A 23,574-nucleotide genomic window follows, 5' to 3' on the forward strand; every position below is an offset into this window, starting at 1 on the left:
ATGGGCGCTGCCTATTTCTATCATCTGACGCGCAGGCCGCTGGAGGAGACCTTGCCGGTTCTTCTGGATAAGGCGCGCGGGGCGGGCTGGCGCATTGCGGTGCGCGGGCGTGACCCCGAGCGCATGGCCTGGCTGGATGACCGGTTGTGGCTGGGGCCGGAGGAAAGCTTCCTGCCCCATGGCCTGGCCGGCGGCCCCCATGACGCGCTGCAGCCGGTTCTGCTGACCGCAGGGCCGGAGGCGGCCAATACCCCGGACTGTGTGATGGCGGTGGATGGCGCCGCGGTCAGCGCGGATGAGGTTCAGACGCTGAGCCGTGTCTGTATTCTGTTCGACGGCACCGATCCGCAAGCTGTGCAACAGGCCCGCAGCCAGTGGAAATCCCTGACAGATGCCGGCTGTTCCGCCCAATACTGGTCCGAAGAGGGCGGGCGTTGGGAGAAGAAGGCCGAGAAATAGGCCGGGAAACCGGCCTGTCAGCCCGCGGTATCGGCGGGATTTTGCCAATTTTGTTCAGATTTGTTTCAGCTTGGCAGGAAATGCTCGCGCAAAAGGCGCTGCCGCAGTAATCCTCCCGGTCAAAAGATCAGAACAAAAGACCAGGACACTGGGGGACAGATGAAAATATCACATGCGTTCCGTCGGGCGCGGCTGCTGCCGTTTGTTGGGGTGGGGCTGCTGTTCCTTGCCAATTGCGGTGATATTCAAGGCAGATCGGTGGCCCGCGCCGAGGCCGAGGCCGCGCGTCTGGAGTACGCGGTTCAGGAAGTCCAGTCTTTGCAATCCAGAGGGAGCCGTGTCTGGTGCGTGCCCTTTGCCCGCAATGCCAGCGGGATTGAGATTTTCGGCAATGCCAAAACCTGGTGGGCACAGGCCAAAGGACAGTTCAGCCGCGGCCAGCAGCCGCAAACAGGCGCGGTGATGGCGTTCCGGGCGACCCGCTCCAATCCGCTGGGGCATGTGGCAGTGGTCTCCAAGGTAGAGGATTCGCGCCGGATCCGGATCAATCACGCCAACTGGCGCCGCAACAAGGTGTCGCTGGGCATGGCGGTGATTGACGTGTCTGCAGCAAACGACTGGTCTGCCGTTCGCTTGGAAAGCAATCCGGGGGCCTACGGGCGGGTCTATCCGATCAACGGCTTCATTCTGCCGGTTCCGGACAAAGGGTGATCGCAGGGCAGCGGCGCTGCCCCTCTAGCCCAAAGGAAGAAAAGTGCCTTGGCTTCTTTCTGGTCCTAAATACCCCTGCCGGAGGCCTGCGCCGCCAGGCGCATGATCAGCGGGTCAGCACCAATGCGCCATTGCGGATTTCGATGCTGGACCAACGCTGCAGGTAACCCATTCCCAAGAGGGATTGCTCCAGCTCGCCCTGGTTCACCCACACGCGCACATCCGTGTCGGTGATGCCGCCCAGCGACATTTCTTCGATCCAGACCGAGGCCGTGCGCACCTCGCCATTGGCGGTGCGGGCGCGGCCGAGATACGCAAGGCTTCCGGTATCGATGCCGGCACGCTCTGCATCGCGCGCGTTCAGCACAACTTCGCTGGCGCCGGTGTCGACCAGGAACGGGACAGCAGCGCCGTTCACCTCAAGGGTCAGATAGTAATGCCCGTCCGGTGCGCGCGGCACTTCGACCCGTCCGGCCTCCACCGCGACGCTTTGCTGCGGGCGCACGGTTTGGCGGATATCCTCCCACAGCCCGTAAGAGGCGATCACACCAAGGAAGATAAAGCCCCAAACCGCAAACATCTGCAGTGTCTTGCCGATGGATTGGCGGTTTTGCACAAACACCCAGGAACCCACTGCAACCAGCAGAACAACCAGATAGATAACCCGCCCGATCTCAAACTCGCCCATCTGCGCACCTCCTGAATATAATGTAGGCGGGCCGGGGCGTTATGCTAGCCTGCAAATCCAAATGCGCGCAGCCCGTCGAGCACGAACTGCACGGAAAGCGCCGCCAGCAGCATGCCCAGAAGGCGGGTCACAACGGTGATGCCGGTCTTGCCCAGCAAGCGTTCGAACAGGCCGGAGAACAGACACATCACCAACAGGATCGCCAGCACCGCAACCACCACGCCCATCACCATGGCAAAGCCGGCGATGCCGGGCTGCTGCCCCGCCAGCAGGATGACAGTGGCGATGGATCCGGGGCCCGCAATCAGCGGGATCGCCAGCGGGAAGATGGACGGATCATCAAAATCATCCTCTTCGCTGCGGTCTTCGCGCCGCTTGTTGCGGCGTTCAAACAGCATATCAAGCGCAGTGAGGAACAACAGCACGCCCCCGGCAATGCGGAAGGCAGCCATGGAAATGCCTGCAAAGCCAAGCACCGCCTCGCCAAGTGCCGCAAACAGCGCAAGCAGAATTGCTGCGGTGATGGTCGAACGCAGGGCAATCGCACGCCGCTGTGCGGGTGTCATGCCCTGTGTCAGCGCCAGAAAGATCGGTGTCAGGCCGATCGGGTCAACAATGACAAACAGCGTGACAAATGAGGTGATCAGAAAGGCCGTGTCGATCATTGCGCCTCTGCTTTTTCCAGTTTCTCCACCGCTTTCAGCCACAGCTCCTCGGCGCGGTCCTGGGCTTCCATCACTTCGGCATATTTGCGCTGCCAGACAATGGCTTCGTCTTTGCGCCCATCGTCATAAAGGGCAGGATCCGCCAGTTTCTTGGCCAGCTTGTCGCGCATTTCGCTGACCTTCTCCAGGCGCGCCTCACCTTTGCGCACCTCGGCGCGCAGGGCCTGAATGGCGTCGCGGCTGGGGCGCTTGGGTTTTTCGGCCTTGGCCTTGGATTTGCCTGCGGGTTTGTCGCGCGTCAGCAGCAGATCGCGGTAGGCCGGAAGGTCGCCCTCAAACGGTTTCACCGTGCCGCCGGACACCAGCCACAGCCGGTCTGCGACCAGGCTAAGCAGGTGCATATCGTGGCTGACCAGAATGACCGCGCCGGAATAGGCGGTCAGCGCTTCGACCAGCGCCTCGCGGCTTTCAATATCCAGGTGGTTGGTCGGCTCATCGAGGATCAGCAGATGCGGGGCGGGCAGGGTGGCCAGCAGCAGCGACAGCCGCGCCTTTTGCCCGCCGGAGAGACGGCCGACCTCGGTATCAGCCTGATCCGACCCCAGGCCGAAGCCGGCCAGCCGGGCGCGCAGCCGGGCCTGGCCTTCGTTCGGGCGTTCGCGCTGAAGATGCTGCAGCGGGGTTTCGTCAATGTGCAGCTCATCCACCTGATGCTGGGCAAAGAAGCCGATCCGCAGCTTGCCGGACTGGGTCATCTTGCCGGCCATCACATCCAGACGGCCCGACAGCATTTTGGACAGGGTGGATTTACCCTCGCCGTTCTTGCCAAGCAGCGCGATGCGGTCGTCCTGATCAATACGCAGATCCAGACGGCTGAGGATCGCAGTGCCGTCATAGCCGACCGAGGCGCCCTCGGTTGCGATGATCGGCGGCGACAGCTCCTCAGGTTCGGGGAAAGTGAAAACGGTGCGTGCGGCGTCTTCGGGCGCGCGGATGGTTTCCATCTTCTCCAGCATCTTGACCCGGCTTTGCGCCTGCTTGGCCTTGCTGGCCTTGGCTTTGAACCGGTCCACAAAGGCCTGCAGATGGGCGCGGCGGGCGTCCTGTTTCTTGGCCTGGGCGGCCTGATTGGCCCGGTTGGCCGCGCGCTGGCGGGCAAACTGGTCATAGTTGCCGGAGTAATAGGTCAGGCCCAGCTCTTCGAGATGCAGAATGCCGTTCACCGAGCGGTTCAGCAGCTCACGGTCGTGGCTGATGATGATCACCGTATGCGGATATTTCACCAGATAGGCTTCGAGCCACAGCGCGCCTTCAAGATCCAGATAGTTGGTTGGTTCGTCCAGCAGCAAGAGGTCGGGCTGTGAAAACAGCACCGCCGCCAGGGCCACCCGCATCCGCCAGCCACCCGAATAGTCGGAGCAGGGGCGTTGCTGGGCGGCAAAATCAAACCCGAGACCTTTGAGGATGGCAGCGGCGCGTGCTTCGGCCGACCATGCGTCGATATCTGAAAGCCGGGTTTGAATTTCGGCAATCCGTCCGGGATCCTGCGCGGTCTCGGACTCGGCCATCAATTCGGCGCGTTCAGTGTCCGCAGCAAGCACCGTATCGATCAGCGACACGTTTGAAGATGGCGCTTCCTGGGCAATGCCGCCGATCCGCGCTTTGCTGGGCAGGGAAATGGCGCCGGATTCCAGCGACAGCTCATTGCGGATCAGCCGGAACAGCGTGGTTTTGCCGGTGCCGTTGCGGCCGACCAATCCAACCTTGTGGCCAGTGGGGATCGTGGCGCTGGCGCCATCGAACAAAAGACGGCCTTCGACCGCATAGGATATATCGCTGATACGTAACATGGGCCTTGCACTGCGGTACTGTCTGGCCCTTGTCAATGGGGCAGGCCATGTGCGGGCGCCGGACGCAGCTGGCTGTGGCCGGCTTATTGCAGATGCGCGGCAAGACCGGCATAGGTTCAGGAGGCACATCCAACCGGCTGCGCGCCGCCTTTGCTGCTGTGTCAAAGCTGCGCAATCCCCTCTTTATCCTGTCACAGAGCCATGCTATCGGGGCGGCAATTCGTAACGGGCCGGGCATGATGTCCGGCTTTTCAGCACAGGAGTCTGCCCCATGGCACTGGAACGCACTTTCTCGATCATCAAGCCCGACGCAACCCGCCGCAACCTGACCGGCGCAATCAACGCCAAATTCGAAGAAGCCGGCCTGCGCGTTGTGGCGCAAAAGCGCATTCACCTGACCCAGGCGCAGGCAGGCGAGTTCTACAAAGTGCACGCTGAGCGTCCCTTCTACGGTGAGTTGTGCGAATTCATGGCGTCCGCTCCGATCGTTGCGCAGGTTCTGGAAGGCGAAAACGCCATTGCCAAAAACCGTGAAGTCATGGGCGCCACCAACCCGGCAGACGCCGCGGCCGGCACCATCCGCGCCGAATTTGCTGAATCTGTTGGCGAAAACTCCGTGCACGGTTCCGACGCACCGGAAACCGCGGCTGTTGAGATCGCTTACTTCTTCTCCGGCCTCGAGCTGGTCGGCTAAGCCGCAGGCTTAGCGATGACTGAAGGCCGCGCCGGGCAACTGGCGCGGTTTTTTTATGAGTCAGAGAAAGCGGTTTTAAGCCCGCTGTGCTGCCGGTTGCGCGGTCTGGGGGGACGTTTCCGCGTGGCGAAGCGGCTGAAGACTGCCAAGTCCTTCGGCGCGATCAGGTTGGAAAAGCCGCGCCGCGCAAGACGTTTTGCCAAAGGCTCATCCGGCGCGGCTGATTGTTCCAGGTGGCGGCGCAGCAGGGCGACGTTGCGGGTATTGGCCTTCCAGCCAATGTCAAAAAGATCGCCGGCCAGCGGGATCGTGCCAACAAGCGCATCAATACCGATGTTGGCGGCCATGCGCACCAGCGTTCCCTTTGAAGCACCCATGCGATGGCCCGAGAGTAGGATATAGCCCGCAGGCAGCAGCGCCACCGCGTCGCCCACGCCCGGGATGAGACCCAGAATGCTGTCCCAGCCGATCCGCGTTCCGATCAAGGGAATGCGGAATGCGCGGTCCATGCGGTGTGCCAGGCGCTGCAATGATTGCAGGCGGTGTTCGTGATGCGCTGTGTCAGGCATGTTCAGGCGTCTTTGCGATAATCCAGACAGCGTGCACGATGCCCGGAATATAGCCGAGGATCGTCAGCAGGATATTCAGCCAGAAATGCTTGCCCAGGCCGACCTGCAAGAATACGCCAAGCGGCGGCAGGATGACTGCAAAAATAATCCGGATCAGGTCCATCAAGGATCTCCTTTGGTTAGTGCCCTGTTGATGACCCAACCCCCGGATACCCCATTTGGTTCCATCCAGCTATTTGCGCGCGACAACGCCGATCATGTCCAAGGTTGCCTCGAAAGCTGCTTGATGGGTATCAAAGCTGTTGGCCTTGATCTCATCAAAGCGCTGGCGAAGCTCTTCTTTTTCCTTGCCCTTGCAATCATTCCAAGGCCGCCCCTGCAGCGCCATCACCAGCACGTAGTAGCCGATGAAATGCGGCCGGGTACCGGTTTTCAGCAGTTTGGCATAGGCCGCATCAGCGCCGATGGCACGCAGATCCTCGGCCGAAGAAATTCCGGCCCGTTGGCAGGCGTCCTCATACGCGGGGCCAAGGTTTCGGATGGAAGAAATCGGTGTGTTCATGTTTTGTTTCTAGCGGCTCCTTGCGCCGATGTCACGCTGCAATCCTGCCTTTTCGCGAATTGTGCGGCGGCGTCCTGACGCTGGGTTTCTTGCCGCAATGGCGGATTGACAGTCGCATTTCCTGCGGAAACGCTGACCGGAAAGGCCAGTGGGAGGGTGTCAGATGGGCAGTGGACAGCAAGTATCTGTGAATATTAAGGAGTTTAACCTGGCGAACCCGCCGGAGGGGTTCCTGGAGGATCCCTTTCCCTTTTACGATGCCTTGCTGCGCGAGGCGCCGGTGCTGCCGCAGCCGGATGGGTCGCTGCTGGTCTGCCGCCATGCCGATCTGGACAGGGTCTACCGGGACACCACGCTGTTTTCCTCGGACAAGAAGAAAGCTTTTGCGCCAAAATTCGGCGCGGGGTCGCCGTTGTTTGAACATCACACCACCTCCTTGGTGTTTTCCGATCCGCCGCTGCACACGCGGGTGCGCAGGATCATGACCTCGGCGCTGACTCCGCGGGCAATTGCCCGGATGGAGCCGGGGCTGGTTGAGACGGTTGACCGCTTGCTGGACAGAATGGCGGGCGCAGCCAATGTGGACCTGATCGAGGATTTTGCCGCCTCCATTCCAATCCAGATTATCGGCAACCTGCTGGATGTGCCGATGGCGGAGCGGGCGCCGCTGCGTGACTGGTCTCTGGCTATCCTGGGGGCGCTGGAGCCTGCGCTGAATGCTGATCAATTGGCCGCAGGGCACCAGGCGGTGGAGGAGTTCAAGGCCTACCTGCAGGATTTGATCGCCCGGCGGCGGGCCAAACCAGGGGACATTGAGACCGACGTGCTGACACGGCTGATCAACGGCGAGGGGGCGGATGGCGCCCTCAGCGAGGTTGAGCTGATCCAGAATTGTATCTTTATCCTGAATGCAGGTCACGAGACGACCACCAACCTGATCGGCAACGGGCTGGCGCTGCTGAATGACCATCCGGACGAAAAGCTCCGGCTGCTGCAGCAGCCGGAGCTGATCAAGCCTGCCATCGAGGAGGTTCTGCGTGTCCGGTCGCCCAATCAGCTGGGCAACCGGGAAACCACAGCGGATGTGGAATTCGGCGGAATGAAAGTCTCTGCGGGGACCAACTTGCATCTGCTGATCGGGGCGGCGAACCGCGATCCGGAGGTGTTTGAAAAGCCCGGTGTCTTTGATGTGTCCCGGACGCCGAACCGGCATCTGGCCTTTGCCGGCGGGCCGCATGTCTGCGTTGGGCTGACGCTGGCACGGCTGGAGGGGAGGATTGCCATTGAACGCCTGCTGCACCGTTTCCCTGGCTATCGCCTGCTGACTGGCCGGGTGCCGGGCGGGCGAATCCGCTTTCGCGGCTATGCGGCGCTGCCGGCGGAAATGGAGTGAAAAAGGGTCAACAGGGGCGCTGTCAGGCTGGCCGGCTCAGAACAGTCCGGCCTCCTTGGCGGTCAGGGCGGCCTGGGTCCGGTTCTTGGCCTCCAGCTTGCGGCAAAGCGTGCGCACGTGCAGTTTGATCGTCACTTCCTGCAACTCCAGCTCGCGGGCGATTTCCTTGTTCGACAAGCCGCGGCACAATCCGTTCAGCACTTCCAATTCGCGCGGGCTGAGTTTTTCAGCCAGCGGATGGGTGCTGGCCGAGGCGTCTTCGCGCATCAGATTGACGGGCACGTAGATCTCTCCCGCGCTCATGAAGCGCACGGCATTCAGCAGGGACTGCGCGCCCATGGTCTTGGGGATGAACCCGATGGCGCCGGCATCCAGGGCCTCCTGCGCGGTGCGGGCGGGCGCGCTGCCGGACAGAATGGCCACGCCCTTGCCGCCATTGGCCTCAAGCGCCTTGGTCAGGCCGTCGAGCCCCATCATGCCGGGCATGTTGAAGTCAAGCAGCACAAGGTCGTAGGGGCCCTGTTCGCAAATCTGCGAGATCGCACCAGGCAGATCCGTCGCCAAAGCGACCTCAGCACCGCCCTCGGATTTGAGGTAGGCGGAGATTGTTTCGCGGACCATATCATGATCGTCTGCCAGCAAAATGCGCATGTAGCCACTAGACCTGTTCTTTATTTCCCGGTCCCAGTCTACAGCGACAAGGGTTTCAAAACTGTCAACCTTGGATTGCGGGCTGGTCTGGGATGTGAACATCTGCTGCTGATCCTTTGCGTGTGCTGGAAATTTTATTGATATTACGACGTTCTGACGGTCTCCGGTAAGCCAACATTAGGGTGTTGGCGCTACTCTGGCGGTTGTGCACCCTATACGAAAGGTCATGAACCTATCCTCAGGTGCCGGTTTTCGGGGCGAGCGGATATGCCATGCTTTGCCCAGTTGTTGTGGAGACTGCCTTAAAAGAGGAGTGCTGGAATGAGTGGGTTGATTTCGCAGGTCGCGGCCTTGGCTTCGCTTGCAGTCATGGCTTGTGCAGCCGCAGGTATTGCGGATGAGGCGCAACCGGTGCTGCTGTCGGTGGGCGTGGAGGGCGCGGCGGAACCTGCGGTGCAATACACGATCGAGGATCTGCGTGCGCTGGCTCCGGTCACCTTTGAGACGGAGACCATCTGGACCACCGGGCCGCAGCAATTCACCGGCGTGCCGCTGGCTGTTCTGGTGGGGCGGATGGATGTCAGCAGCGGGCGGCTTGTAGCTTATGCGGTGAATGACTATGCGGTGGAAATCCCTGTTGCGGATGCGGTTGAAGGCGGCCCGATTGTTGCCTTTGAGCGCAACGGTGCGGAAATGTCCCTGCGCAACAAGGGGCCGCTATGGGTGGTGTACCCTTATGACAGCAACCCGGCTTACCGCACCGAAGAAGTCTTTTCGCGCAGTATTTGGCAACTGGACCGGATCGTAATTCAGCCGTGAATGGCGGGCAGGGAGCAGTCAGGTGATGCTGCGCGGATTTCCAACGATGCCGCGCTGGGTATTGGCGCTGGTGCTGGCGATTGCGGCGGCGCTGGCAGCGCAGTCTGTGCGGCTGGGGCATCAGGTGCTGCAGCAACTGGGCGGGCTGTCGACCGCGGCAACCGACAATATGCAATGGAACCTGTCCCAGGCCGAAGTTGAGCATCTCAAGCTGGAGGCGGCGGTCCTGACGGCCAGCGCGCCCGGGGATCTGCGCCGGCTGCGGCGTCAGTTCGATATCTACTACAGCCGGATTGCCACCTTCCGCGAAAGCCCGCTGTTTGAAGATTTGCGCCAAAGCCCGGCAGGTGCAGCCCTGCTGCAGCAGATGCAGGACCGGCTGGACCGCATGGCGGCGGTTGTTGACAGTGGCAGCCGGCCGTTGCTGGGCAGCCTGCCGGAGCTTGCCGCCGAACTGGTGCAAAACAGCGGTGATGTGCGTGAACTTGCATTGTTTGGTGTCGTGCTGCAGGTGGAGGATTCCAAGGATAAGCGGCTGAAACTGTTCACCATCCTGGCGCGTCTGGGCTGGGTGGTGCTGGCCCTGGTGCTGGCGCTGGCGCTGGCGGCGCTGCTGCTTGGGCGGCTCTACCGTAAAGGCCGCAGGCTGGCAGTGGAGCGCAGCCGCTCTGCCGCGCGGATGGAGGCGATGATTGCCTCCTCGCTGGATGCGATCCTGGTGGTCGGTGCGGACGGCAGTATTCTTGCCTTCAACGGGGCGGCGGAGTCGGTGTTCGGCTACAGCAAGGCTGAGGCCATGGGCCAGCAGATGGTCAGCCTGATTGTGCCGGACCACCTGCAAGAGGCGCATCAGGCCGGCATGAAACGGTTTCTGCAAACCGGTGAGGCGCAGGTGGCCGGCAAAGGCCGGCTGCAGCTGGAAGCGCGGCGCAAGTCCGGCGAATTGTTCCCGGTCGAGCTGTCGGTTTCGGTCAGCCAATCGGGAAATGAACTGGTCTTTGTCGGCTTCCTGCGCGACATCTCCGAGCGGATCGCTGCGGAAGAAGAATTGCGGCGGGCGCGGGACGACGCACTGGCCGGCGAGCGCGCCAAGCAAAACCTGCTGACGGTGATGAGCCACGAGATGCGCACCCCGCTGACCGGGGTTCTGGGGGCCATCGACCTGATCGAGGGAACCGAACCGACACCGGAGCAGCGCCGCTACTTGCAGGCGATGCGGGTTTCGGGCGGCTTGCTGCTGCAGCATGTGAATGACGTGCTGGAGCTGTCGCGGCTGGAGGCCGGCGCCGATACAGAGAAACGGCGGATCTTTGATCTGGAGGAGCTTATCAGCGGTCTGGTGGAAAGCCAGCAGGCCAGCGCCAAGGGCAGGGGGATCGATCTGTCGCTGCACTGCAGCCTTGGCGGCAAGCCGGTGGTGGCCGGGCGGCCGCGCGCCGTGCAGCAGGTGCTTTTGAACCTGATTGGCAACGCTTTGAAGTTCACCAGCGATGGCGCGGTGAGCGTGGATGTGATGCGGCTGCCGGACGGGGAGACGGTGGAATTCCATGTCGCGGACACCGGCCAAGGCATCGCGCCCGGCGACCTTGACCGGATTTTCGAAGATTTCATCACTCTGGATTCCAGCTATGGCCGCGGCAGCGAGGGCACGGGGCTGGGACTGGCAATCACCAAGCGCCTGGTGCAGGCCATGAGCGGCACGATTGCCTGCGAAAGCGAGCTGGGTGAAGGCAGCCTGTTCACCATCTCACTGGTGTTACCGGCGGCCAAGGCGCCGCCGCGCCAAGCAGCACGGGACAGACCCTGCCGGAACGGCGCCTGCCGTCTGCTGATCGCCGAGGACAACGACATCAACCGCGAGCTTCTAGCCACGATGCTGCGCCAGGAGGGGCATCAGGTGACGGCTGTGCCAGGTGGTGCCGAGGCTGTACAGGCGGCAGAAGGGGGGCGGTTCGATCTGATTCTGATGGACATCAGCATGCCGCAGGTGGACGGGATCGAGGCACTGCGCCGGATCCGCGCCCAGCAGCTGGCCGAGGGCACCGACATTGTGGCGCTCACCGCACATGCCGCCGCGGAGGACCACGCCCGCATTCTGGATGCCGGGTTTGCCGAAGTTCTGACCAAACCGGCCAATAAGGCTGAACTGGCTGAAGTGATAGACCGCCGGGCAGGCAGCGGGGTCAAGGTGCTGCCCGGAATGCAGTCGGACATCCACCAGTTTTTTGAAGCCCTTGGGCAAGACCGGGCACGCAGCTTTCTGGCTTCCTTTTGCGAGGAGGTAAATCAGCTCCAGGACGGGCTGCAGGGTTGCGCGGTTCTCGACGATGGCCAGCGCAAGGAGGCGCACCGGCTGGCAGGGTCGGCGGCAGTTCTGGGCCTGTCCGGCCTGCGCGCGGCGATGCTTGCGATCGAGACGGCGGAAGAAGGGGGGAAGCCTCCGGTTGCGCTATTCCAGCAGGCCTGGGCCAGCGCAGCACTGGTTCTGGCCCCGCATTTGCACGTGTAAACCGGTTTACGTGCCAGCGGCTGATGGGGCGGAATCCGCCGGATGTACCGCACCCGGTCCGATTTGATCCGGAAGATAGATTGGGATCCGCTTTTGCGGTGTTCTTTTTTCGGCCCTTGGCAGCGATTGGAAGGCCGGTTTGTTACGGCGGATAGAGGTTGTTTTTAAAGCATGTTTGACAAGGCTCCGGCCGCATTTGGAGTGACGCTCTATTGTTCTGTGCAACCGGCCGGATACTTTTCCCATTGACAAAAAAAATTGCGCTTTAGTTTAGAAGGTGGCTGCCAGGAGCGGGGTGTTGTTTCCGGTGGCCAAGAATGGGGAAAACACGCTGCCTTGGGGACAGACTGAGCCGCAAATGGCCGAGAAAAACAACTTTCATTGCGCAGTAAGAGCCGCAGCCGGTTTCGTTTGAAGCCGGTTCCCGTGGATCGTCTGTATTGTGAATTGAGGTTTCCGAGGCCAGGAAGCCGGGCTGAACCCTGGGGCGTTTTTTGTAACGAGTTGCGCCTGATCGGGGGAAGTGAAAGTGACCTATAGCTACCGGAATTACGAATGGACTGCATTTACCGAAGCAGATCTTTTGGATCAAGGAGGAAATGGATCCAGCTTTGGGTACGGTGACACCTTCAGCATGCCGGCAAGTGCCACGGTATGCCTGTCCACAAAAGACAACGACTATTTTTTGTCGGGTGACTATTACAGAAACGAGCGCGCGGATGACAGGTACGGCCAAAACGCTTATGTCGATGGTGAACCGGCAGGCGGGAAGATGTATGCCGAAAGCTATCACGTCCTGAAAGGCTCGGACGGCAATACCTACTATCTGATCGAAATCGAGATCGAAGGCCATGACGCCCCGGGTGAGGGCGAAGACTATTTCACCTTTTACAATGATGTTCCCCCGGCCGGGGTTGAATTGACAGTGGTCAAGACCTGCGGCGTCAAAGGCAACTGGGTTGACTACAAATGCCTTGGCGCGGGTGACAAGATTGAAACGGGATCCATTTCGGGAACCGTTTTTTGCGATTTGGATTGCGACGGCATTAACGGGGAGGTGGCCACCATCCCAGGTTGCGATTACACGATCGAAGCCGAGAATATGCACAAGAGCGGCTTTAAGACGGTGGACGGTAACCAGGCGTCCGGCGGTGAGCTTGTCAAGCTGGCTTATGCAGGCTGCTACGGCACGCTGTGCACCACCTTTGACGGCAAAACCGGTGTCTATGACGTAAAGATACGCGTGCAGGATGAAAACGACGGCCAAAGCACGATCAAGCTGAAAGTGGATGGTCAGTTGGTCGAAGCAATCCGGCTGGATGCCGATTCAGACGGCGGCGGGTCGAATGATGGCGGCTTTTCAACCTATGTCATCAAGGATGTTGCCATCAGCAATGGGGAAGACATCACCATCAAGACCAAGGGCGATGGCTACGAATATGTGCGCATCGATAACATCGTTCTCGAAGGCCAGGACCAGCAGGAAATGGTCTCGGAGCCGGGCAAGGCTGATGTCACGATCAAGCTGCTTGATGCCGGCGGCATGGTTGTTGCCACAACGACCACCGATGCCGAAGGGAACTACCGGTTCGACGGCATCGAACCCGGTGATTACAAGATCATGGGTGTGGCGCCTGACGGCACCGAATTCACCATTCAGGACGCCGGTTCGGACGACGCGGTCGATTCAGATGTTGATGAAAACGGCATGTCGGGCGTGATCACTGTCGGGGCAAACACGGAATCTGATATCGACCTTGGTGTTGTCGACCCCCAGCCGGGTTCGCTCTCGGGCCGGTATTTCGAGGATACCGATGGCAGTGACACCGACAATGGCGAACCAGGCGTGGCCGGCGCAGAAGTCACTTTGACCAACCTTGATACGGGCGAGGTTTTCACCACAAGCACAGACGGTGACGGGCTTTATTCGTTCACCGACCTGGAGCCGGGTTCTTATGAAGTCTTCTTTGCCGAGATCGACGGCTTTGGATTCGTTGCTCAGGACCAGGGGGGCGACGATACAGTCGACTCTGATGTAAATATGTCCGGCAAGGTTGAGATTATTGAAATCCGAAAAGGCGAAACTATCGAAGACATCGACGCTGGCATCCGGCCCTGCGGACGCATTGACGGCCAGTCGCGTGTTAATGATGTGCTTATCGGCTGCGATACCGACGACAGCATCCGTGCGTTTTCTGGCGACGATTGGGTCGATGCGCGTGGCGGCAACGACACCATCGACCTTGCCGGTGGCAATGATACCGCCATCGGAGGCGCAGGCAATGATACGATTGACGGCGGCCTTGATTTCGACATTGCAGTCTTCAGCGGTGCGGCCGCGGACTACTCGGTCGCACTGAATACGCAAGACGGAAGCTCGCTCACAGTGACGGGGCCGGATGGTGAAGACCTGTTGATTGATATGGAGCTGCTGCGGTTTGACGATCAGGACGTTTTAGTTTCGTCCTTGCTCCTCTCGGCCAGTGATGACGCGGCTGATTTGCCAGCGCTGAACGGCAGCGTGAGTGTTGATGTGCTGGCCAATGACAATCCAGGTCAGGCCCCCGGCACGCCAGTTGTCATGTCCGTTACCGACGGGCAGTTTGGCACGGCGTCAGTCGAGCCGGACGGTCAGATCACCTACACCGCCACTGCGGAAGCAACCGGTGGATTTGACGTTGTGAGCTATACCGTTGTTGACAGCCAGGGCCGGATGGCGACGGCTGAACTTCTGCTGGGTGATATTGCGGCTCCGGATGCATCGGCGCCGGGTGCTGTGGTGCTGGGCGACGGGGGCGAAACCTTTGAGGGCTCAGGCCTGGATGACGTCATAATCGGCGGCAGCGGCAATGATTCCATCACGGGCCGGGGTGGCAATGATGGCATCGACGGTGCAGGCGGCAATGACACTGTCCTGGGATCGGCCGGTGACGATACAATCATTGGCGGTGAAGGCGATGACGATCTGTCGGGCAATCTTGGTAATGATCTCATTTCCGGCGGCAGCGGCAATGACGAGATTTCCGGCAGCGGAGATAACGACCAGATCCTGGGCGGCGATGGCGACGACGACATCAGCGCCAATCCAGGCGATGATTTCATTTTCGCGGGCGCCGGCAATGACACGATCGACGGCAATGCCGGAAGCGAAATGATTTTTGCAGGCCAGGGTGATGATGAAATCAATCGTATCGGTGAGGGCGCGGATATGGCCTTTGGCGGTGATGGCGATGACGTTTTTGTCTGGCGCGACTTCCAGGCGGATGGCGTGCGCGATCTGATCGACGGGCAGTCAGGTATCGATACGCTTGAGGTGCAGGTGGCTGCTGCGGACTTTGCTGCGATGCAAGTGGAAGTTGACGCTTATCTGATGTCGCTGGCTGCAAATGCAGATGACACCAATGGTGTCGCCTCAAGCTACAGCTTCTCAACAATTGCGTTGGATATCGCAAATATTGAAAATATCGACCTTACTTTCGCGTAGGGGCTTGATCAAAAATGAGGCGCGGCAATAAATCCTTGCCGCGCTTCAGGCTTCAAAAAACACCTATACCGTTTGGTATACGCAGCCGCGGCGAGAGTAATTGCAAAAGCGGCCCCCGCAGATTTCAGCCATGTCCGAAGTCACCACTCCAAAAGCGGGCGTCACCTGGGCAGGGCTGATTGCTGGCCGGATCGTGCTTTTGCAATCAGGCCGCCGCATCTGAAGCGTTCATCCGCTTGCGCCAGGGGGGCAGAAAGCGATACGTTTTTCTTTCAGGGCGGCTGACAGGTGCTCGGTATCTTTGGCAAGCGGCCGGTCCTCGCGCAGCGCGGGCGAGATCTTTCGGACCTGATTGCTCATACCAGCAAGAAACCCGCCGCAATTGCCGCTGCCTTTGCGAAGCTCTATCGCTTGGCAGGCAATCAGCAATTCAATCGACGTCAGGTGAAAGACATTGTCAGCGATCCTGTCCAGCGCGCTGACGGCGGCTGGGGAACCTGTCAGGCAATCCTCCACTCCATTTGCATTCACGCTGGGCCAAACCGGCACCGATTGGGCGGCATGCGCGATGTCGGCCACCAGGGATTCGGCTACCTTCATGACCGAGGCGAACCCGTTGGATGCGCTGTCCGACATTGCCAGAAAACTGGGCAAACCGCTGAATTCGGGGTTCAGAAGTTTGGCGGCGCGGGCAAGCTGTGCCATTGCCAACGGGACAAATGACCGGCTTAGGGTTTCGGTGGCACTGGTAATCTCGGATGTGAAATAGGCGCCGCAAGACACCATTTTCTCGTGTTCGGCCAGGGCAACCGGATTGTCGCTGGCGCTGCTGATCTCGATTTGCACGCAGCCCATGGCCCGGTCCAGAGCAGTTTTGGCCGTGCCATGGATCTGCGCAACATTGCGGAACGACAGCGGATCCTGCAGGCGCCGGGCCTGGCCGGATTCCAACAGCGCACTGCCAGCCAGCCGGTTGCGCAGGCCCGCTGCTGCCTTTAGATGGCCGGGGTGGGGCTTGATGGACAAAATGGTTTCGTCCAAAGGGCCGGTATTCGCCCGGAACCCTTCCATCGACATCGCGGCAGAAGTCTGCACCGCTTCAAAGGCGGTTGCGGCTTTGGACACGGTCAGCGCGGCCCTGGCGGCAGTTGCACAGGAGTGGTTGGCCAGCGCCAGCCCGTCGCGCGGCGCTAGCTTTAAGGGCGTAATCCCATGTGCCTGCATCAATTCGGCGCTGGGGCAGATGCTGCCGTCGCTGCCATACATCTCGCCTTCGCCGATCAGTGCAAGCCCGGTTGCGGCATTCAGCACCAGATCCGCCGCACCGATTGACCCCACAGAACCAGTCACCGGGACAAGACCCGCATTCAAGCAGGTGGCGATATGCCGGGCGACCTCGGGCCGGGCTGCACTGTACCCGCCAAGCATCGTGTTCAGCCGGACGATCAACCCTGCCCGCACCACTTCGGGCGCAGCTAATGTCCCGATGGCATGGGCACGCCCCCGCAGCGTCTGCAGTGAAAAATCGGCGAGTGCGTCTGCGCCTAGTACCTCGGTCGCCCGCGCGCCCAATCCGGTTGTCACACCGTAAACCGGGATTTTTCCTGCGATGGCCCGCGCGACCAGCGCATGTGTCCGGCTCATTCTGGCAAGCCCTTCCGGAGCGAGGTCCAGCTGCCAGTTCCCATGCGCGGCCCTGTCAAGATCCTCAACCGTCAGCGACGCGCCATCCAGTCTTAGCGTTTTCATGTCAGGCATCCCGGTACAGCAGGTTTTGAACGATCCCCAGCTCTCTGGCGCGCTCCAATATCTTTGCCCCAAGGGCGATATCGCTTGTGGACATGCCGCGGTGCCAGAACAGAATGGTTTCGCTGTCCGCTTCGCGTCCCGGCTTCACTCCTGCGGCGATTTCGCCGATCTCGGCATAAAACGTCTCTTCGCTGACCAGCCCTGCATCGATATGCGGTCTCAGCGCCCCCAGATGCCCGGCGCGCATCTGCCCCAGATCATCCATGACAAGCTTGTCAAAACCCTCGATAAAATCCAGCGGCAGGGTGCTCATGGTTCCGTAAGGCACCACAAAGGCACCCGGCTTGACCCAGGCCCGGTTAAACATCGGGGCAGGGGTGCTGAGCCGCGTTGCCTCGACCAGAATATCAGCGCCCTCCAGGCAGCTTTGCCAGCTTGTGGTCACGGTCACGTCTTTCCCCAGATCCTGGCGCAGCCGTTCGGCAAAGGCCTCCCTGCTTTCGGGGCGCCGCGAATGGATGCGGATTTCCTCGAAATCGAACAGATGATCCAGCAGCCGCACATTCCAGTAGGAAGTGCCGCGCGCCCCGACATGGCCCAGGATCTTCGGGGTCTTCGGCCCCAGCCATTTGGCGCCCAGGGCCGTCAGCGCACCGGTGCGCATATCGGTAATGCCTGCGGCGTCGATCACGGCGCGCGGTGCCCCGGTTCTGGGGCAAAACAGGTTCAAAAGCGCCAGCTCGGACGGCAGGCCCTGTTTGTAATTGTCGACGTAATCCCCCACGATCTTGACGCCTGCATAGTCCAGCGGCGCCACATATCCGCGCAGCACATTGAAGTGCCCGTTGAACGCCGGATCCGGCGTCAGATGCATCCGCGGCTCAATGACGGTTTTGTTCCGGCCGGCTGCAACCAAAGTCTGCTCAACCGCATCCAGTATGTCGTCATTGCTAAGCGCCACCCGGTCCACTTCCGGCTGTCCCAGGTATTCGATCTCCATGCGCGCCATGTCCGTCACTCCCGTTTTTGGGGCATGATGGCGTTTGTGCGATGTCTTTACAGACCGAAAAATGTGAGGCTGGCCTAAGTTTTTCTGATTCAGAAAGGGCCGCTTCCATGCTCCTTCCTCCATTGAATGCACTCAAAGCATTCGAGGCTGCGGTGCGTTTGGGCGGGTTCACGCCAGCGGCGTCCGAACTCGGCGTGTCGCCTGCCGCAGTCAGCATGCAGGTCAAGAATGCCGAGGCGTTTCTTGGGAAAACGCTGTTTCACCGGTTGAATAACCGTCTGCTGCTGACCGATGCCGGGCGGACCTATTACCCGGCAATTTCCGAAGCATTGACGGCCATATCGACGGCCACGGAGAATCTCATTGAAACTGAGGCCCGCTCTGGCCTTGCGGTCAGCACAATCCAGTCTTTGGCAGAAAACTGGGTCGCCCCCGCCATTTCACGCTTTCGGGAGGCGTTCCCCGGCACCGGGATCGAGCTGCGGATCGAAGCTGACCCGGTCGACCTGCTGAATACGCGTACCGATCTTAGGGTAACCTATGAGAGCCATCTTTATCCGCAGCACACCCAGCTGCCATTGTTCAAAGATGTGGCCCATCCGTTTTGCACGCAAGCGTTTTACGACAGTCATGTAGCAGGATCCGGGATTGCCGCAGTGCCGGACGCTTTGCTGATACATACTGATTGGGGAGAGCAGTATGCGTCGCATCCGACCTGGGCAAACTGGTTCCGGGCCGCTGGCCTGGCCAGAAATCCGAACATGCGCAAAGGCCTGCGTGTCGGCGGCGCTGCGGTTGCCCTGGAGCTTGCCAGACAGGGGGCAGGCATTGCATTGGTGCCAAAGATGCTGGCGGAGGCCAAGCATCCAGCCAGTCTTGGCGTCGTGGTTGGTGAACCTGGCCTGCCGCTTCCGTACGCCTATTTTGCCATCGTGCCGCAGTCTGCTGCTCATCAAACCGGTGCGGCTGAGAAGAGCCCGCCGCTGCAGGCGTTTCTGGAGGAATTGATTCCGAAGGATGCACCTGAAGATATGCACTAGCCGTTCTGCAGGCATCAGTCTTGCGCGTGCAATTTTGGGGCCTGTCCGGCGGCTGGTTAGAGGTTGGCGGGCCTTGGAGGACTTGCGGTTCTTCCCGGCAAAAACGGCCCCTCAAGCGGGGGCGAAAAAAGTTGTTCAAAACCGCAAATTACCTCTGGACGTCTATTGGAGTTATTTCTATACCGCATCTCGTATTCCGGCGTAGCTCAGCGGTAGAGCAGTTGACTGTTAATCAATTGGTCGTAGGTTCGATCCCTACCGCCGGAGCCATAAAAAGCCCTTAAGTCTTTGACTTGAGGGCTTTTTTGGTTCTGGCTCGCAAAGCCATACTGCCGTGATCTTCTCATTGTTGCCGCATTGAACCTTGCGCATTGATTGCTTCCTGAGCGTATACTCAGCCCGCAGCATCAGGACGCCTGCCGCATTCGTGAAGTCCGGTCGGACAACGGCCGTGAGGTCCAGGCGAAATTCCACTGGCATGCCAAGGATCCCGGCAGCGGACATGCTTGCATCAGGCGTGGAACTGCGCATCTGGGCGGGAGCGATTTTAGAGCTTCCACAGACCGCATGGCGCGCACAAAGGAAAGTCGCCCTACGAAGTCCTCAGGGACCGGCTATCATAGTTCCGCTGGTGTCCCGCCAGGGCGTCTAAATTGCACTGAGTGCCCGACTCTCGCAGGCGGTGCAAATAACGGGTGTTTCAAGGGGTGGTGCAACAGTATAAGACCCTCAAGGTAAAGTGTCTTATCGTCTATTTCCAACACATTGCATATGTGTGTTGGCTCCGGCGGTAGGGATCGAACCTACGACCAATTGATTAACAGTCAACTGCTCTACCGCTGAGCTACGCCGGAACGGTCCGTGCCGTATAGCGCCCTCGGGATCAGGCGTCCAGAGGGCGCGAGAGACTTTTTTGAAAAAAATCAACCGCCGCGCTGTTCGAATACGGCGGTGGCGGAAAGGACGCCTTGCGGCGCGGCCAACTTGCGACCGGTGAGGTCAACAAGGTGAGCGAAAACGTTGCGCTCAGCAGCCTTTAGCAAAGCCGGCGGGGTCTCGGTATAGATATGTCGGGCTAAGGCGGCTGCGCTGGCCGGCGCAGTTAGAAGCGCGTCGAGAATTGCGGCCTCGCGGGATTCGCGGTGGGCGGTCAGCCAGTCGAGCCGTCCGGCGGGATCAAAGATCGGGGCGCCGTGGCCTGGGTGGAAAATACGCCAGTTGCGCTGGCGCAGGCGGCGGCAGGAGGCCATGAAATCCGTCAGGTCGCCATCCGGCGGCGACACCAGCGAACTGGCCCAGCCCATCACGTGGTCGGCAGTGAAGCAGGCATCATTCCAAGCCAGTGCAATGTGATTGCCAAGGTGGCCGGGCGTGTGGATGACCTCCAGTTCCCAGCCGTCACCGCGGATGAAAGCGCCGTCACCGACGGTGATGTCTGGGGAAAACGCTGTGTCGATGCCCTCGCCGCCGCCGGCCAGCCCGTCGGCGGCCAGCTGGCGCATGACTGCGCTGCGCCCGGCTGCGGGCCCGCCAAAGGCATAGACCGGCGCACCGGTTGCCTGGGCCAGCGCCCGGGCCAGCGGCGAATGGTCCAGGTGGCTGTGGGTCACGATGATATGGGTAATCTTTTGGCCCGGCTGCACAGCGGCCAGGATCGCGGCAAGATGCGGTTCGGACTCCGGCCCCGGATCAATGACGGCCAGGCCGCCGGTGCCGATCACATAGGTATTGGTGCCGCGATAGGTCATCGGCGAAGGATTCGGTGCCAGAATGCGGCGCAGGCCCGGCTCCAGCTCCTCGGCCAGGCCCGCCTGCGGGTTGAATTCATCCGGTACCTGCATGGTTTTGCTCCGCTGCTGTTTTCCTGGCCGGTGCGCGCCTGGATCGTCTTTCCTCTTTTCCAACCGCCCTATAGGCTTAGCCCATGTTCTTCAAATGGCTCAAACGATATATGCCGCGCAGTCTTTACGCCCGTGCGGCATTGATCCTGGTGGTGCCCATTGTGGCGCTGCAGATTGTGGTGTCGGTCGTGTTCATCAAACGCGATCTGGAGGATGTGACCGTGCAGATGACGGCCACCATTCAGCGCGAGTTCGAGTTGCTGCGCCAGGTGGCGGACAGCGCCCCGGATCAGGAGGCCGCATTGGCGCAGATGGGGCCGCTGCTGCAGCCGCTGAAAATGCAGGCACGGTTTCTGCCGCCCGGTGCGCCGCTGCCGGAGGATCAGTTCAGCCTGATTGAGTTTTCCGGCCGGGTGGTGCGCGAAGAGCTGGAAAAGACGTTTCCGGGGTTTTTAGCGGCGCGGTTTCCGGCGGACCGCACGGTGCAGGTCTATTTCGGCTCGGCGCATGGGCTGATGGAACTCAGCTTTGACCGCCGCCGGGTAACTGCCGCAGCACCGCACCAGCTGATTGTCACCATGCTGCTGTTCGGCTTTCTGATGATGCTGATTTCCTTCCTTTACATGCGCAATCAGCTGCGCCCGATCAAGCGGCTGGCCAATGCGGCCGAGGCGTTCGGGCGCGGCCGGGCGGTGCCCTATTCGCCGGCCGGCGCGCTGGAGGTGCGGGCGGCCGGCAGTGCTTTTTTGGATATGCGGGCCCGGCTGGAGCGCCAGATCGAGCAGCGCACGCTGATGCTGTCGGGGGTTAGCCATGATCTGCGCACGCCGCTGACGCGGATGAAGCTGGAACTGGCGATGCTGGACGAGGAGGACGCCGCACCGATGCTGCGCGACGTGGATGAAATGCAGGCGCTGCTGGATGCATTCCTGGATTTCTCCCGCGGGGCTGCAGTCAGCGAACCGGAGCCGGTGGACCCGCAAGAGCTGGTCCGTACCATCATCAGCGATTGGCAGCGCCAGGAAAAACAGGTGACGCTGGGCGGGATGTCCGGCGCAGGGGAGGTGATGCTGCGCCGCCAGCCGATGCGGCGGGCGGTGGAGAACCTGATATCCAATGCCGTGCGCTATGGCTCCCAAGCGCGGGTTTCTGTGGCGATGACCGAGCGCTCCATGCGGATCCGGGTCGAAGATGACGGCCCCGGCATTCCAGCCAGCCAGCGCGGCGATGCCATCCGCCCGTTTACCCGGCTGGATCCGGCCCGTAACCAGGACCGCGGGTCTGGTGTTGGCCTGGGGCTGGCGATTGTGGCGGACATTGCACGTGCTCATGGCGGCACCTTGCGGCTGGGCGAAAGCACGGATCTGGGCGGGCTGAAGGCTGACATCGTAATCGCGCGCTGACCGCTAATCCGCACTGGCCGCTGCACTGGCCGCCGAACGGGGCGGGCGCCTGAATGCGATCAGGTGTTGCGTAGCGGCGGCCTGCAGCGCACGCCCGCTTTGCCCAATCTTCTTTCTTTGCAGCTATCAATCGGGCCCCGGGCAGCTTGTCCGGGAAAGAAACACTGTTGGGAGAGCTCTCATGCCTCAGATTGATCCGTTTTCCAACCACCGCCGCGGGCTGGAAAGCCCTGCTACTCATCACATGGTGATCACGCCGCAGGACGGCACCGACCTGCCGGTCCGGCCGCGGGTGCTGCGGGTGCTGGCCTCGGGGGATCTGGTGCTGCGCGATGAGGCGGGCACAATCATCACCTACGCGGTTACCGCCGGTGAAACCATCGGGTTTTCCGCAGCGGGTATTGAAGCGACGGGTACGACCGCATCCGTGGCTGGGTGGTACTGATGCTGGGGCTGGGGCATTCCGCCACCAGGCTGACCGGTCCGGCGGCTGCACTGCACCCGTTTACGCCCGCTGCCCTGTTTGATGCACCCGGCGCGCTTGGCGGCTACTGGGATCCGTCCAGCACCGGCGGGATGTTTCAGGATATCAAAGGCCGGGTGCCGGTGGCCGGTCCCGGCGATCCGGTGGCGCTGATACTGGATGGCGCACAGGGTGTAATGGCCGCCGCGGGCGCCGGGCAGCTGGCGCAGCGCCTCAGCGGACAGGGGACGGAGCTGTTCGCGGCTCCGTTCTCCACCACCAGGAATTTCGCGGACAACGGCGACGGCAGCTTTACCTGCACCGGTGATGGTTCCGGCACGTCCTATGCCTACAAGGATGGGGCCGGGATCACGGTGGGGGACTGGTATTTCGTGTCTTACGAAGTCTTTGGCTTTCTGTCGGGGGGCTTCCGCGCCCGGGTGGGGACCAGCGCAGATGATACAGGGATTGGCCCCTGGCAAGTCGCCAATGGCACGGTTGAGGTTCTGCTGCGCGGCGACGGTTCCGGCGGCAACTTCTGGATCGAGGGCACACCCGCGACCCAAGGATCGGTGCGCAATGTTTCAGTGCGCAATGTCCCTGGCCTCCATGCGCTGCAGGAGGGAGGGGACAGCTTCAGGCCGCTGCTGATGCAGGAGCCGGTCAGCGGTGCCTGGTATCTGTCAAACGACCTGGTTGACGATCGTTTGACAGTGCCGCTGCCGGATCTGGGAGCGCAGGCCACAGAATGGCGCGCTGATGAAACCGGTGTGGTGATCAGCGGCGGTCTGACCATCGCCGCGGGGCTGCGGGATTTGCCGGCCAGCCAGAAGCTTTACGCTTATGGTGTGGTCAACAGGGCGCTGACAGCAGTGGAAACCGCAGGCCTGACTGCCTGGCTCAATTGCAAACGCGGGGTGTGACCGTGGGCGAGGCTGGAGGGGCAATACCTTGCCAGGGCTGGTCCGGACAGGCTGCTTGCGGCCCGCTGTCTTCAGCGGCCCGCAAGCGTGCT

At 61.1% G+C, this 23,574-nt stretch carries 21 protein-coding genes, 2 tRNA genes and 1 pseudogene; 13 read left to right on the plus strand and 11 right to left on the minus strand.

Going from position 1 to position 23,574, the window contains the following annotated elements; translation table 11 throughout:
* The gene (locus K3555_RS07650) at nt 1–459 is read left to right on the plus strand and encodes a DNA polymerase III subunit chi (RefSeq protein ID WP_260008023.1); all 459 of its coding nucleotides are present in this window, start codon (nt 1–3) and stop codon (nt 457–459) included.
* 159 nt (nt 460–618) lie between these two features.
* Nucleotides 619–1,170 carry a CHAP domain-containing protein gene (locus K3555_RS07655; protein WP_260008025.1) on the plus strand — a complete coding sequence of 184 codons (552 nt, stop codon included), beginning with the start codon at nt 619–621 and terminating at the stop codon, nt 1,168–1,170.
* A 106-nt stretch (nt 1,171–1,276) separates the two neighbouring features.
* On the opposite strand, the gene K3555_RS07660 is transcribed toward K3555_RS07655, so the two are convergent.
* From K3555_RS07660 to K3555_RS07670, 3 genes are read right to left on the minus strand one after another with little or no spacing between them, the layout of a single operon-like run.
* Nucleotides 1,277–1,858 carry a TIGR02281 family clan AA aspartic protease gene (locus K3555_RS07660; protein ID WP_129371171.1) on the minus strand — a complete coding sequence of 194 codons (582 nt, stop codon included), beginning with the start codon at nt 1,856–1,858 and terminating at the stop codon, nt 1,277–1,279.
* 44 nt (nt 1,859–1,902) lie between these two features.
* Nucleotides 1,903–2,523, minus strand: coding sequence for a MarC family protein (locus tag K3555_RS07665; RefSeq protein ID WP_259991639.1), 621 nt, complete (start codon nt 2,521–2,523; stop codon nt 1,903–1,905).
* Nucleotides 2,520–4,373 (minus strand): ABC-F family ATP-binding cassette domain-containing protein, encoded by a 1,854-nt coding sequence (locus tag K3555_RS07670; RefSeq protein ID WP_259998545.1) that lies wholly within the window; start codon nt 4,371–4,373, stop codon nt 2,520–2,522. The genes K3555_RS07665 and K3555_RS07670 overlap by 4 nt, the downstream gene beginning before the upstream one ends.
* 271 nt (nt 4,374–4,644) lie before the next feature.
* On the opposite strand from K3555_RS07670, the gene ndk reads away from it, so the two are divergent.
* Nucleotides 4,645–5,067 (plus strand): nucleoside-diphosphate kinase, encoded by a 423-nt coding sequence (gene ndk, locus K3555_RS07675; protein ID WP_027258644.1) that lies wholly within the window; start codon nt 4,645–4,647, stop codon nt 5,065–5,067.
* 53 nt (nt 5,068–5,120) lie between these two features.
* Here the strand turns inward: ndk and K3555_RS07680 are convergent, their stop codons facing one another.
* The 3 genes from K3555_RS07680 to K3555_RS07690 all read right to left on the minus strand — a co-directional run bounded on the left by K3555_RS07680 (nt 5,121) and on the right by K3555_RS07690 (nt 6,198).
* Nucleotides 5,121–5,636 carry a DUF4112 domain-containing protein gene (locus tag K3555_RS07680; protein WP_260008026.1) on the minus strand — a complete coding sequence of 172 codons (516 nt, stop codon included), beginning with the start codon at nt 5,634–5,636 and terminating at the stop codon, nt 5,121–5,123.
* The gene (locus K3555_RS07685) at nt 5,629–5,799 is read right to left on the minus strand and encodes a YqaE/Pmp3 family membrane protein (RefSeq protein ID WP_129371167.1); all 171 of its coding nucleotides are present in this window, start codon (nt 5,797–5,799) and stop codon (nt 5,629–5,631) included. The genes K3555_RS07680 and K3555_RS07685 overlap by 8 nt, the downstream gene beginning before the upstream one ends.
* 69 nt (nt 5,800–5,868) lie before the next feature.
* Nucleotides 5,869–6,198: a TfoX/Sxy family protein gene (locus K3555_RS07690; protein WP_260008027.1), complete on the minus strand. Its 330-nt coding sequence runs from the start codon at nt 6,196–6,198 to the stop codon at nt 5,869–5,871.
* Nucleotides 6,199–6,361: 163 nt separating this feature from the next.
* Here K3555_RS07690 and K3555_RS07695 point away from each other — a divergent pair, with 163 nt between their 5' ends.
* On the plus strand, nt 6,362–7,591 hold the full coding sequence (locus K3555_RS07695) for a cytochrome P450 (RefSeq protein WP_260008028.1): 1,230 nt from the start codon (nt 6,362–6,364) through the stop codon (nt 7,589–7,591).
* A 36-nt stretch (nt 7,592–7,627) separates the two neighbouring features.
* Here the strand turns inward: K3555_RS07695 and K3555_RS07700 are convergent, their stop codons facing one another.
* Nucleotides 7,628–8,242 carry a response regulator transcription factor gene (locus tag K3555_RS07700; protein ID WP_260008511.1) on the minus strand — a complete coding sequence of 205 codons (615 nt, stop codon included), beginning with the start codon at nt 8,240–8,242 and terminating at the stop codon, nt 7,628–7,630.
* Between the two features lie 321 nt (nt 8,243–8,563).
* Here K3555_RS07700 and K3555_RS07705 point away from each other — a divergent pair, with 321 nt between their 5' ends.
* The 3 genes from K3555_RS07705 (at nt 8,564) to K3555_RS07715 (ending at nt 15,054) form a co-directional block, all read left to right on the plus strand.
* Nucleotides 8,564–9,061, plus strand: coding sequence for a molybdopterin-dependent oxidoreductase (locus tag K3555_RS07705; RefSeq protein WP_260008030.1), 498 nt, complete (start codon nt 8,564–8,566; stop codon nt 9,059–9,061).
* Nucleotides 9,062–9,086: 25 nt separating this feature from the next.
* Complete coding sequence (locus K3555_RS07710; protein ID WP_260008031.1) at nt 9,087–11,570, plus strand: PAS domain-containing hybrid sensor histidine kinase/response regulator; 2,484 nt, start codon at nt 9,087–9,089, stop codon at nt 11,568–11,570.
* Nucleotides 11,571–12,099: 529 nt separating this feature from the next.
* Nucleotides 12,100–15,054 (plus strand): SdrD B-like domain-containing protein, encoded by a 2,955-nt coding sequence (locus K3555_RS07715; protein WP_260008032.1) that lies wholly within the window; start codon nt 12,100–12,102, stop codon nt 15,052–15,054.
* Between the two features lie 228 nt (nt 15,055–15,282).
* Here K3555_RS07715 and K3555_RS07720 read toward each other — a convergent pair whose 3' ends face one another.
* Complete coding sequence (locus K3555_RS07720; RefSeq protein ID WP_260008033.1) at nt 15,283–16,803, minus strand: aromatic amino acid ammonia-lyase; 1,521 nt, start codon at nt 16,801–16,803, stop codon at nt 15,283–15,285.
* Between the two features lies 1 nt (nt 16,804).
* Complete coding sequence (locus K3555_RS07725; protein ID WP_259998563.1) at nt 16,805–17,812, minus strand: ornithine cyclodeaminase family protein; 1,008 nt, start codon at nt 17,810–17,812, stop codon at nt 16,805–16,807.
* Between the two features lie 107 nt (nt 17,813–17,919).
* Here K3555_RS07725 and K3555_RS07730 point away from each other — a divergent pair, with 107 nt between their 5' ends.
* The 3 genes and pseudogenes from K3555_RS07730 to K3555_RS07740 form a co-directional block, all read left to right on the plus strand.
* Nucleotides 17,920–18,852 (plus strand): LysR substrate-binding domain-containing protein, encoded by a 933-nt coding sequence (locus tag K3555_RS07730; protein WP_260008034.1) that lies wholly within the window; start codon nt 17,920–17,922, stop codon nt 18,850–18,852.
* A 195-nt stretch (nt 18,853–19,047) separates the two neighbouring features.
* Nucleotides 19,048–19,122 (plus strand) — tRNA-Asn (locus tag K3555_RS07735).
* Nucleotides 19,123–19,272: 150 nt separating this feature from the next.
* Nucleotides 19,273–19,475: pseudogene (locus K3555_RS07740) on the plus strand (IS481 family transposase); the annotation flags it as partial.
* Between the two features lie 156 nt (nt 19,476–19,631).
* Here K3555_RS07740 and K3555_RS07745 read toward each other — a convergent pair.
* Nucleotides 19,632–19,706, minus strand: a tRNA-Asn gene (locus tag K3555_RS07745).
* Between the two features lie 69 nt (nt 19,707–19,775).
* On the minus strand, nt 19,776–20,693 hold the full coding sequence (locus K3555_RS07750) for an MBL fold metallo-hydrolase (protein ID WP_260008036.1): 918 nt from the start codon (nt 20,691–20,693) through the stop codon (nt 19,776–19,778).
* An 83-nt stretch (nt 20,694–20,776) separates the two neighbouring features.
* Between K3555_RS07750 and K3555_RS07755 the strand changes: the two genes are divergently transcribed.
* The 3 genes from K3555_RS07755 to K3555_RS07765 all read left to right on the plus strand — a co-directional run bounded on the left by K3555_RS07755 (nt 20,777) and on the right by K3555_RS07765 (nt 23,482).
* Complete coding sequence (locus K3555_RS07755; protein ID WP_259991666.1) at nt 20,777–22,096, plus strand: ATP-binding protein; 1,320 nt, start codon at nt 20,777–20,779, stop codon at nt 22,094–22,096.
* Between the two features lie 181 nt (nt 22,097–22,277).
* Entirely contained in the window at nt 22,278–22,541 is a 264-nt protein-coding gene (locus tag K3555_RS07760; protein ID WP_259991668.1) for a hypothetical protein, read from the plus strand.
* A complete protein-coding gene (locus tag K3555_RS07765; RefSeq protein WP_260008037.1) occupies nt 22,541–23,482 on the plus strand; it encodes a hypothetical protein in 942 nt (313 codons plus the stop codon). Before K3555_RS07760 ends, K3555_RS07765 begins: the two co-directional genes overlap by 1 nt.
* Nucleotides 23,483–23,574 lie beyond the last annotated feature (92 nt).

The organism is Leisingera sp. M527, assembly GCF_025141525.1.
Taxonomy (GTDB): Bacteria; Pseudomonadota; Alphaproteobacteria; order Rhodobacterales; family Rhodobacteraceae; genus Leisingera.

What these genes read in the sequence shown, in the direction of transcription:
- K3555_RS07650 (WP_260008023.1), top strand. Translation starts at nt 1, where the DNA reads ATGGGCGCTGCCTATTTCTATCATCTGACGCGCAGGCCGCTGGAGGAG.
- K3555_RS07655 (WP_260008025.1), top strand. Translation starts at nt 619, where the DNA reads ATGAAAATATCACATGCGTTCCGTCGGGCGCGGCTGCTGCCGTTTGTT.
- K3555_RS07660 (WP_129371171.1), bottom strand. Translation starts at nt 1,858, where the DNA reads ATGGGCGAGTTTGAGATCGGGCGGGTTATCTATCTGGTTGTTCTGCTG.
- K3555_RS07665 (WP_259991639.1), bottom strand. Translation starts at nt 2,523, where the DNA reads ATGATCGACACGGCCTTTCTGATCACCTCATTTGTCACGCTGTTTGTC.
- K3555_RS07670 (WP_259998545.1), bottom strand. Translation starts at nt 4,373, where the DNA reads ATGTTACGTATCAGCGATATATCCTATGCGGTCGAAGGCCGTCTTTTG.
- ndk (WP_027258644.1), top strand. Translation starts at nt 4,645, where the DNA reads ATGGCACTGGAACGCACTTTCTCGATCATCAAGCCCGACGCAACCCGC.
- K3555_RS07680 (WP_260008026.1), bottom strand. Translation starts at nt 5,636, where the DNA reads ATGCCTGACACAGCGCATCACGAACACCGCCTGCAATCATTGCAGCGC.
- K3555_RS07685 (WP_129371167.1), bottom strand. Translation starts at nt 5,799, where the DNA reads ATGGACCTGATCCGGATTATTTTTGCAGTCATCCTGCCGCCGCTTGGC.
- K3555_RS07690 (WP_260008027.1), bottom strand. Translation starts at nt 6,198, where the DNA reads ATGAACACACCGATTTCTTCCATCCGAAACCTTGGCCCCGCGTATGAG.
- K3555_RS07695 (WP_260008028.1), top strand. Translation starts at nt 6,362, where the DNA reads ATGGGCAGTGGACAGCAAGTATCTGTGAATATTAAGGAGTTTAACCTG.
- K3555_RS07700 (WP_260008511.1), bottom strand. Translation starts at nt 8,242, where the DNA reads ATGCGCATTTTGCTGGCAGACGATCATGATATGGTCCGCGAAACAATC.
- K3555_RS07705 (WP_260008030.1), top strand. Translation starts at nt 8,564, where the DNA reads ATGAGTGGGTTGATTTCGCAGGTCGCGGCCTTGGCTTCGCTTGCAGTC.
- K3555_RS07710 (WP_260008031.1), top strand. Translation starts at nt 9,087, where the DNA reads ATGCTGCGCGGATTTCCAACGATGCCGCGCTGGGTATTGGCGCTGGTG.
- K3555_RS07720 (WP_260008033.1), bottom strand. Translation starts at nt 16,803, where the DNA reads ATGAAAACGCTAAGACTGGATGGCGCGTCGCTGACGGTTGAGGATCTT.
- K3555_RS07725 (WP_259998563.1), bottom strand. Translation starts at nt 17,812, where the DNA reads ATGGCGCGCATGGAGATCGAATACCTGGGACAGCCGGAAGTGGACCGG.
- K3555_RS07730 (WP_260008034.1), top strand. Translation starts at nt 17,920, where the DNA reads ATGCTCCTTCCTCCATTGAATGCACTCAAAGCATTCGAGGCTGCGGTG.
- K3555_RS07750 (WP_260008036.1), bottom strand. Translation starts at nt 20,693, where the DNA reads ATGCAGGTACCGGATGAATTCAACCCGCAGGCGGGCCTGGCCGAGGAG.
- K3555_RS07755 (WP_259991666.1), top strand. Translation starts at nt 20,777, where the DNA reads ATGTTCTTCAAATGGCTCAAACGATATATGCCGCGCAGTCTTTACGCC.
- K3555_RS07760 (WP_259991668.1), top strand. Translation starts at nt 22,278, where the DNA reads ATGCCTCAGATTGATCCGTTTTCCAACCACCGCCGCGGGCTGGAAAGC.
- K3555_RS07765 (WP_260008037.1), top strand. Translation starts at nt 22,541, where the DNA reads ATGCTGGGGCTGGGGCATTCCGCCACCAGGCTGACCGGTCCGGCGGCT.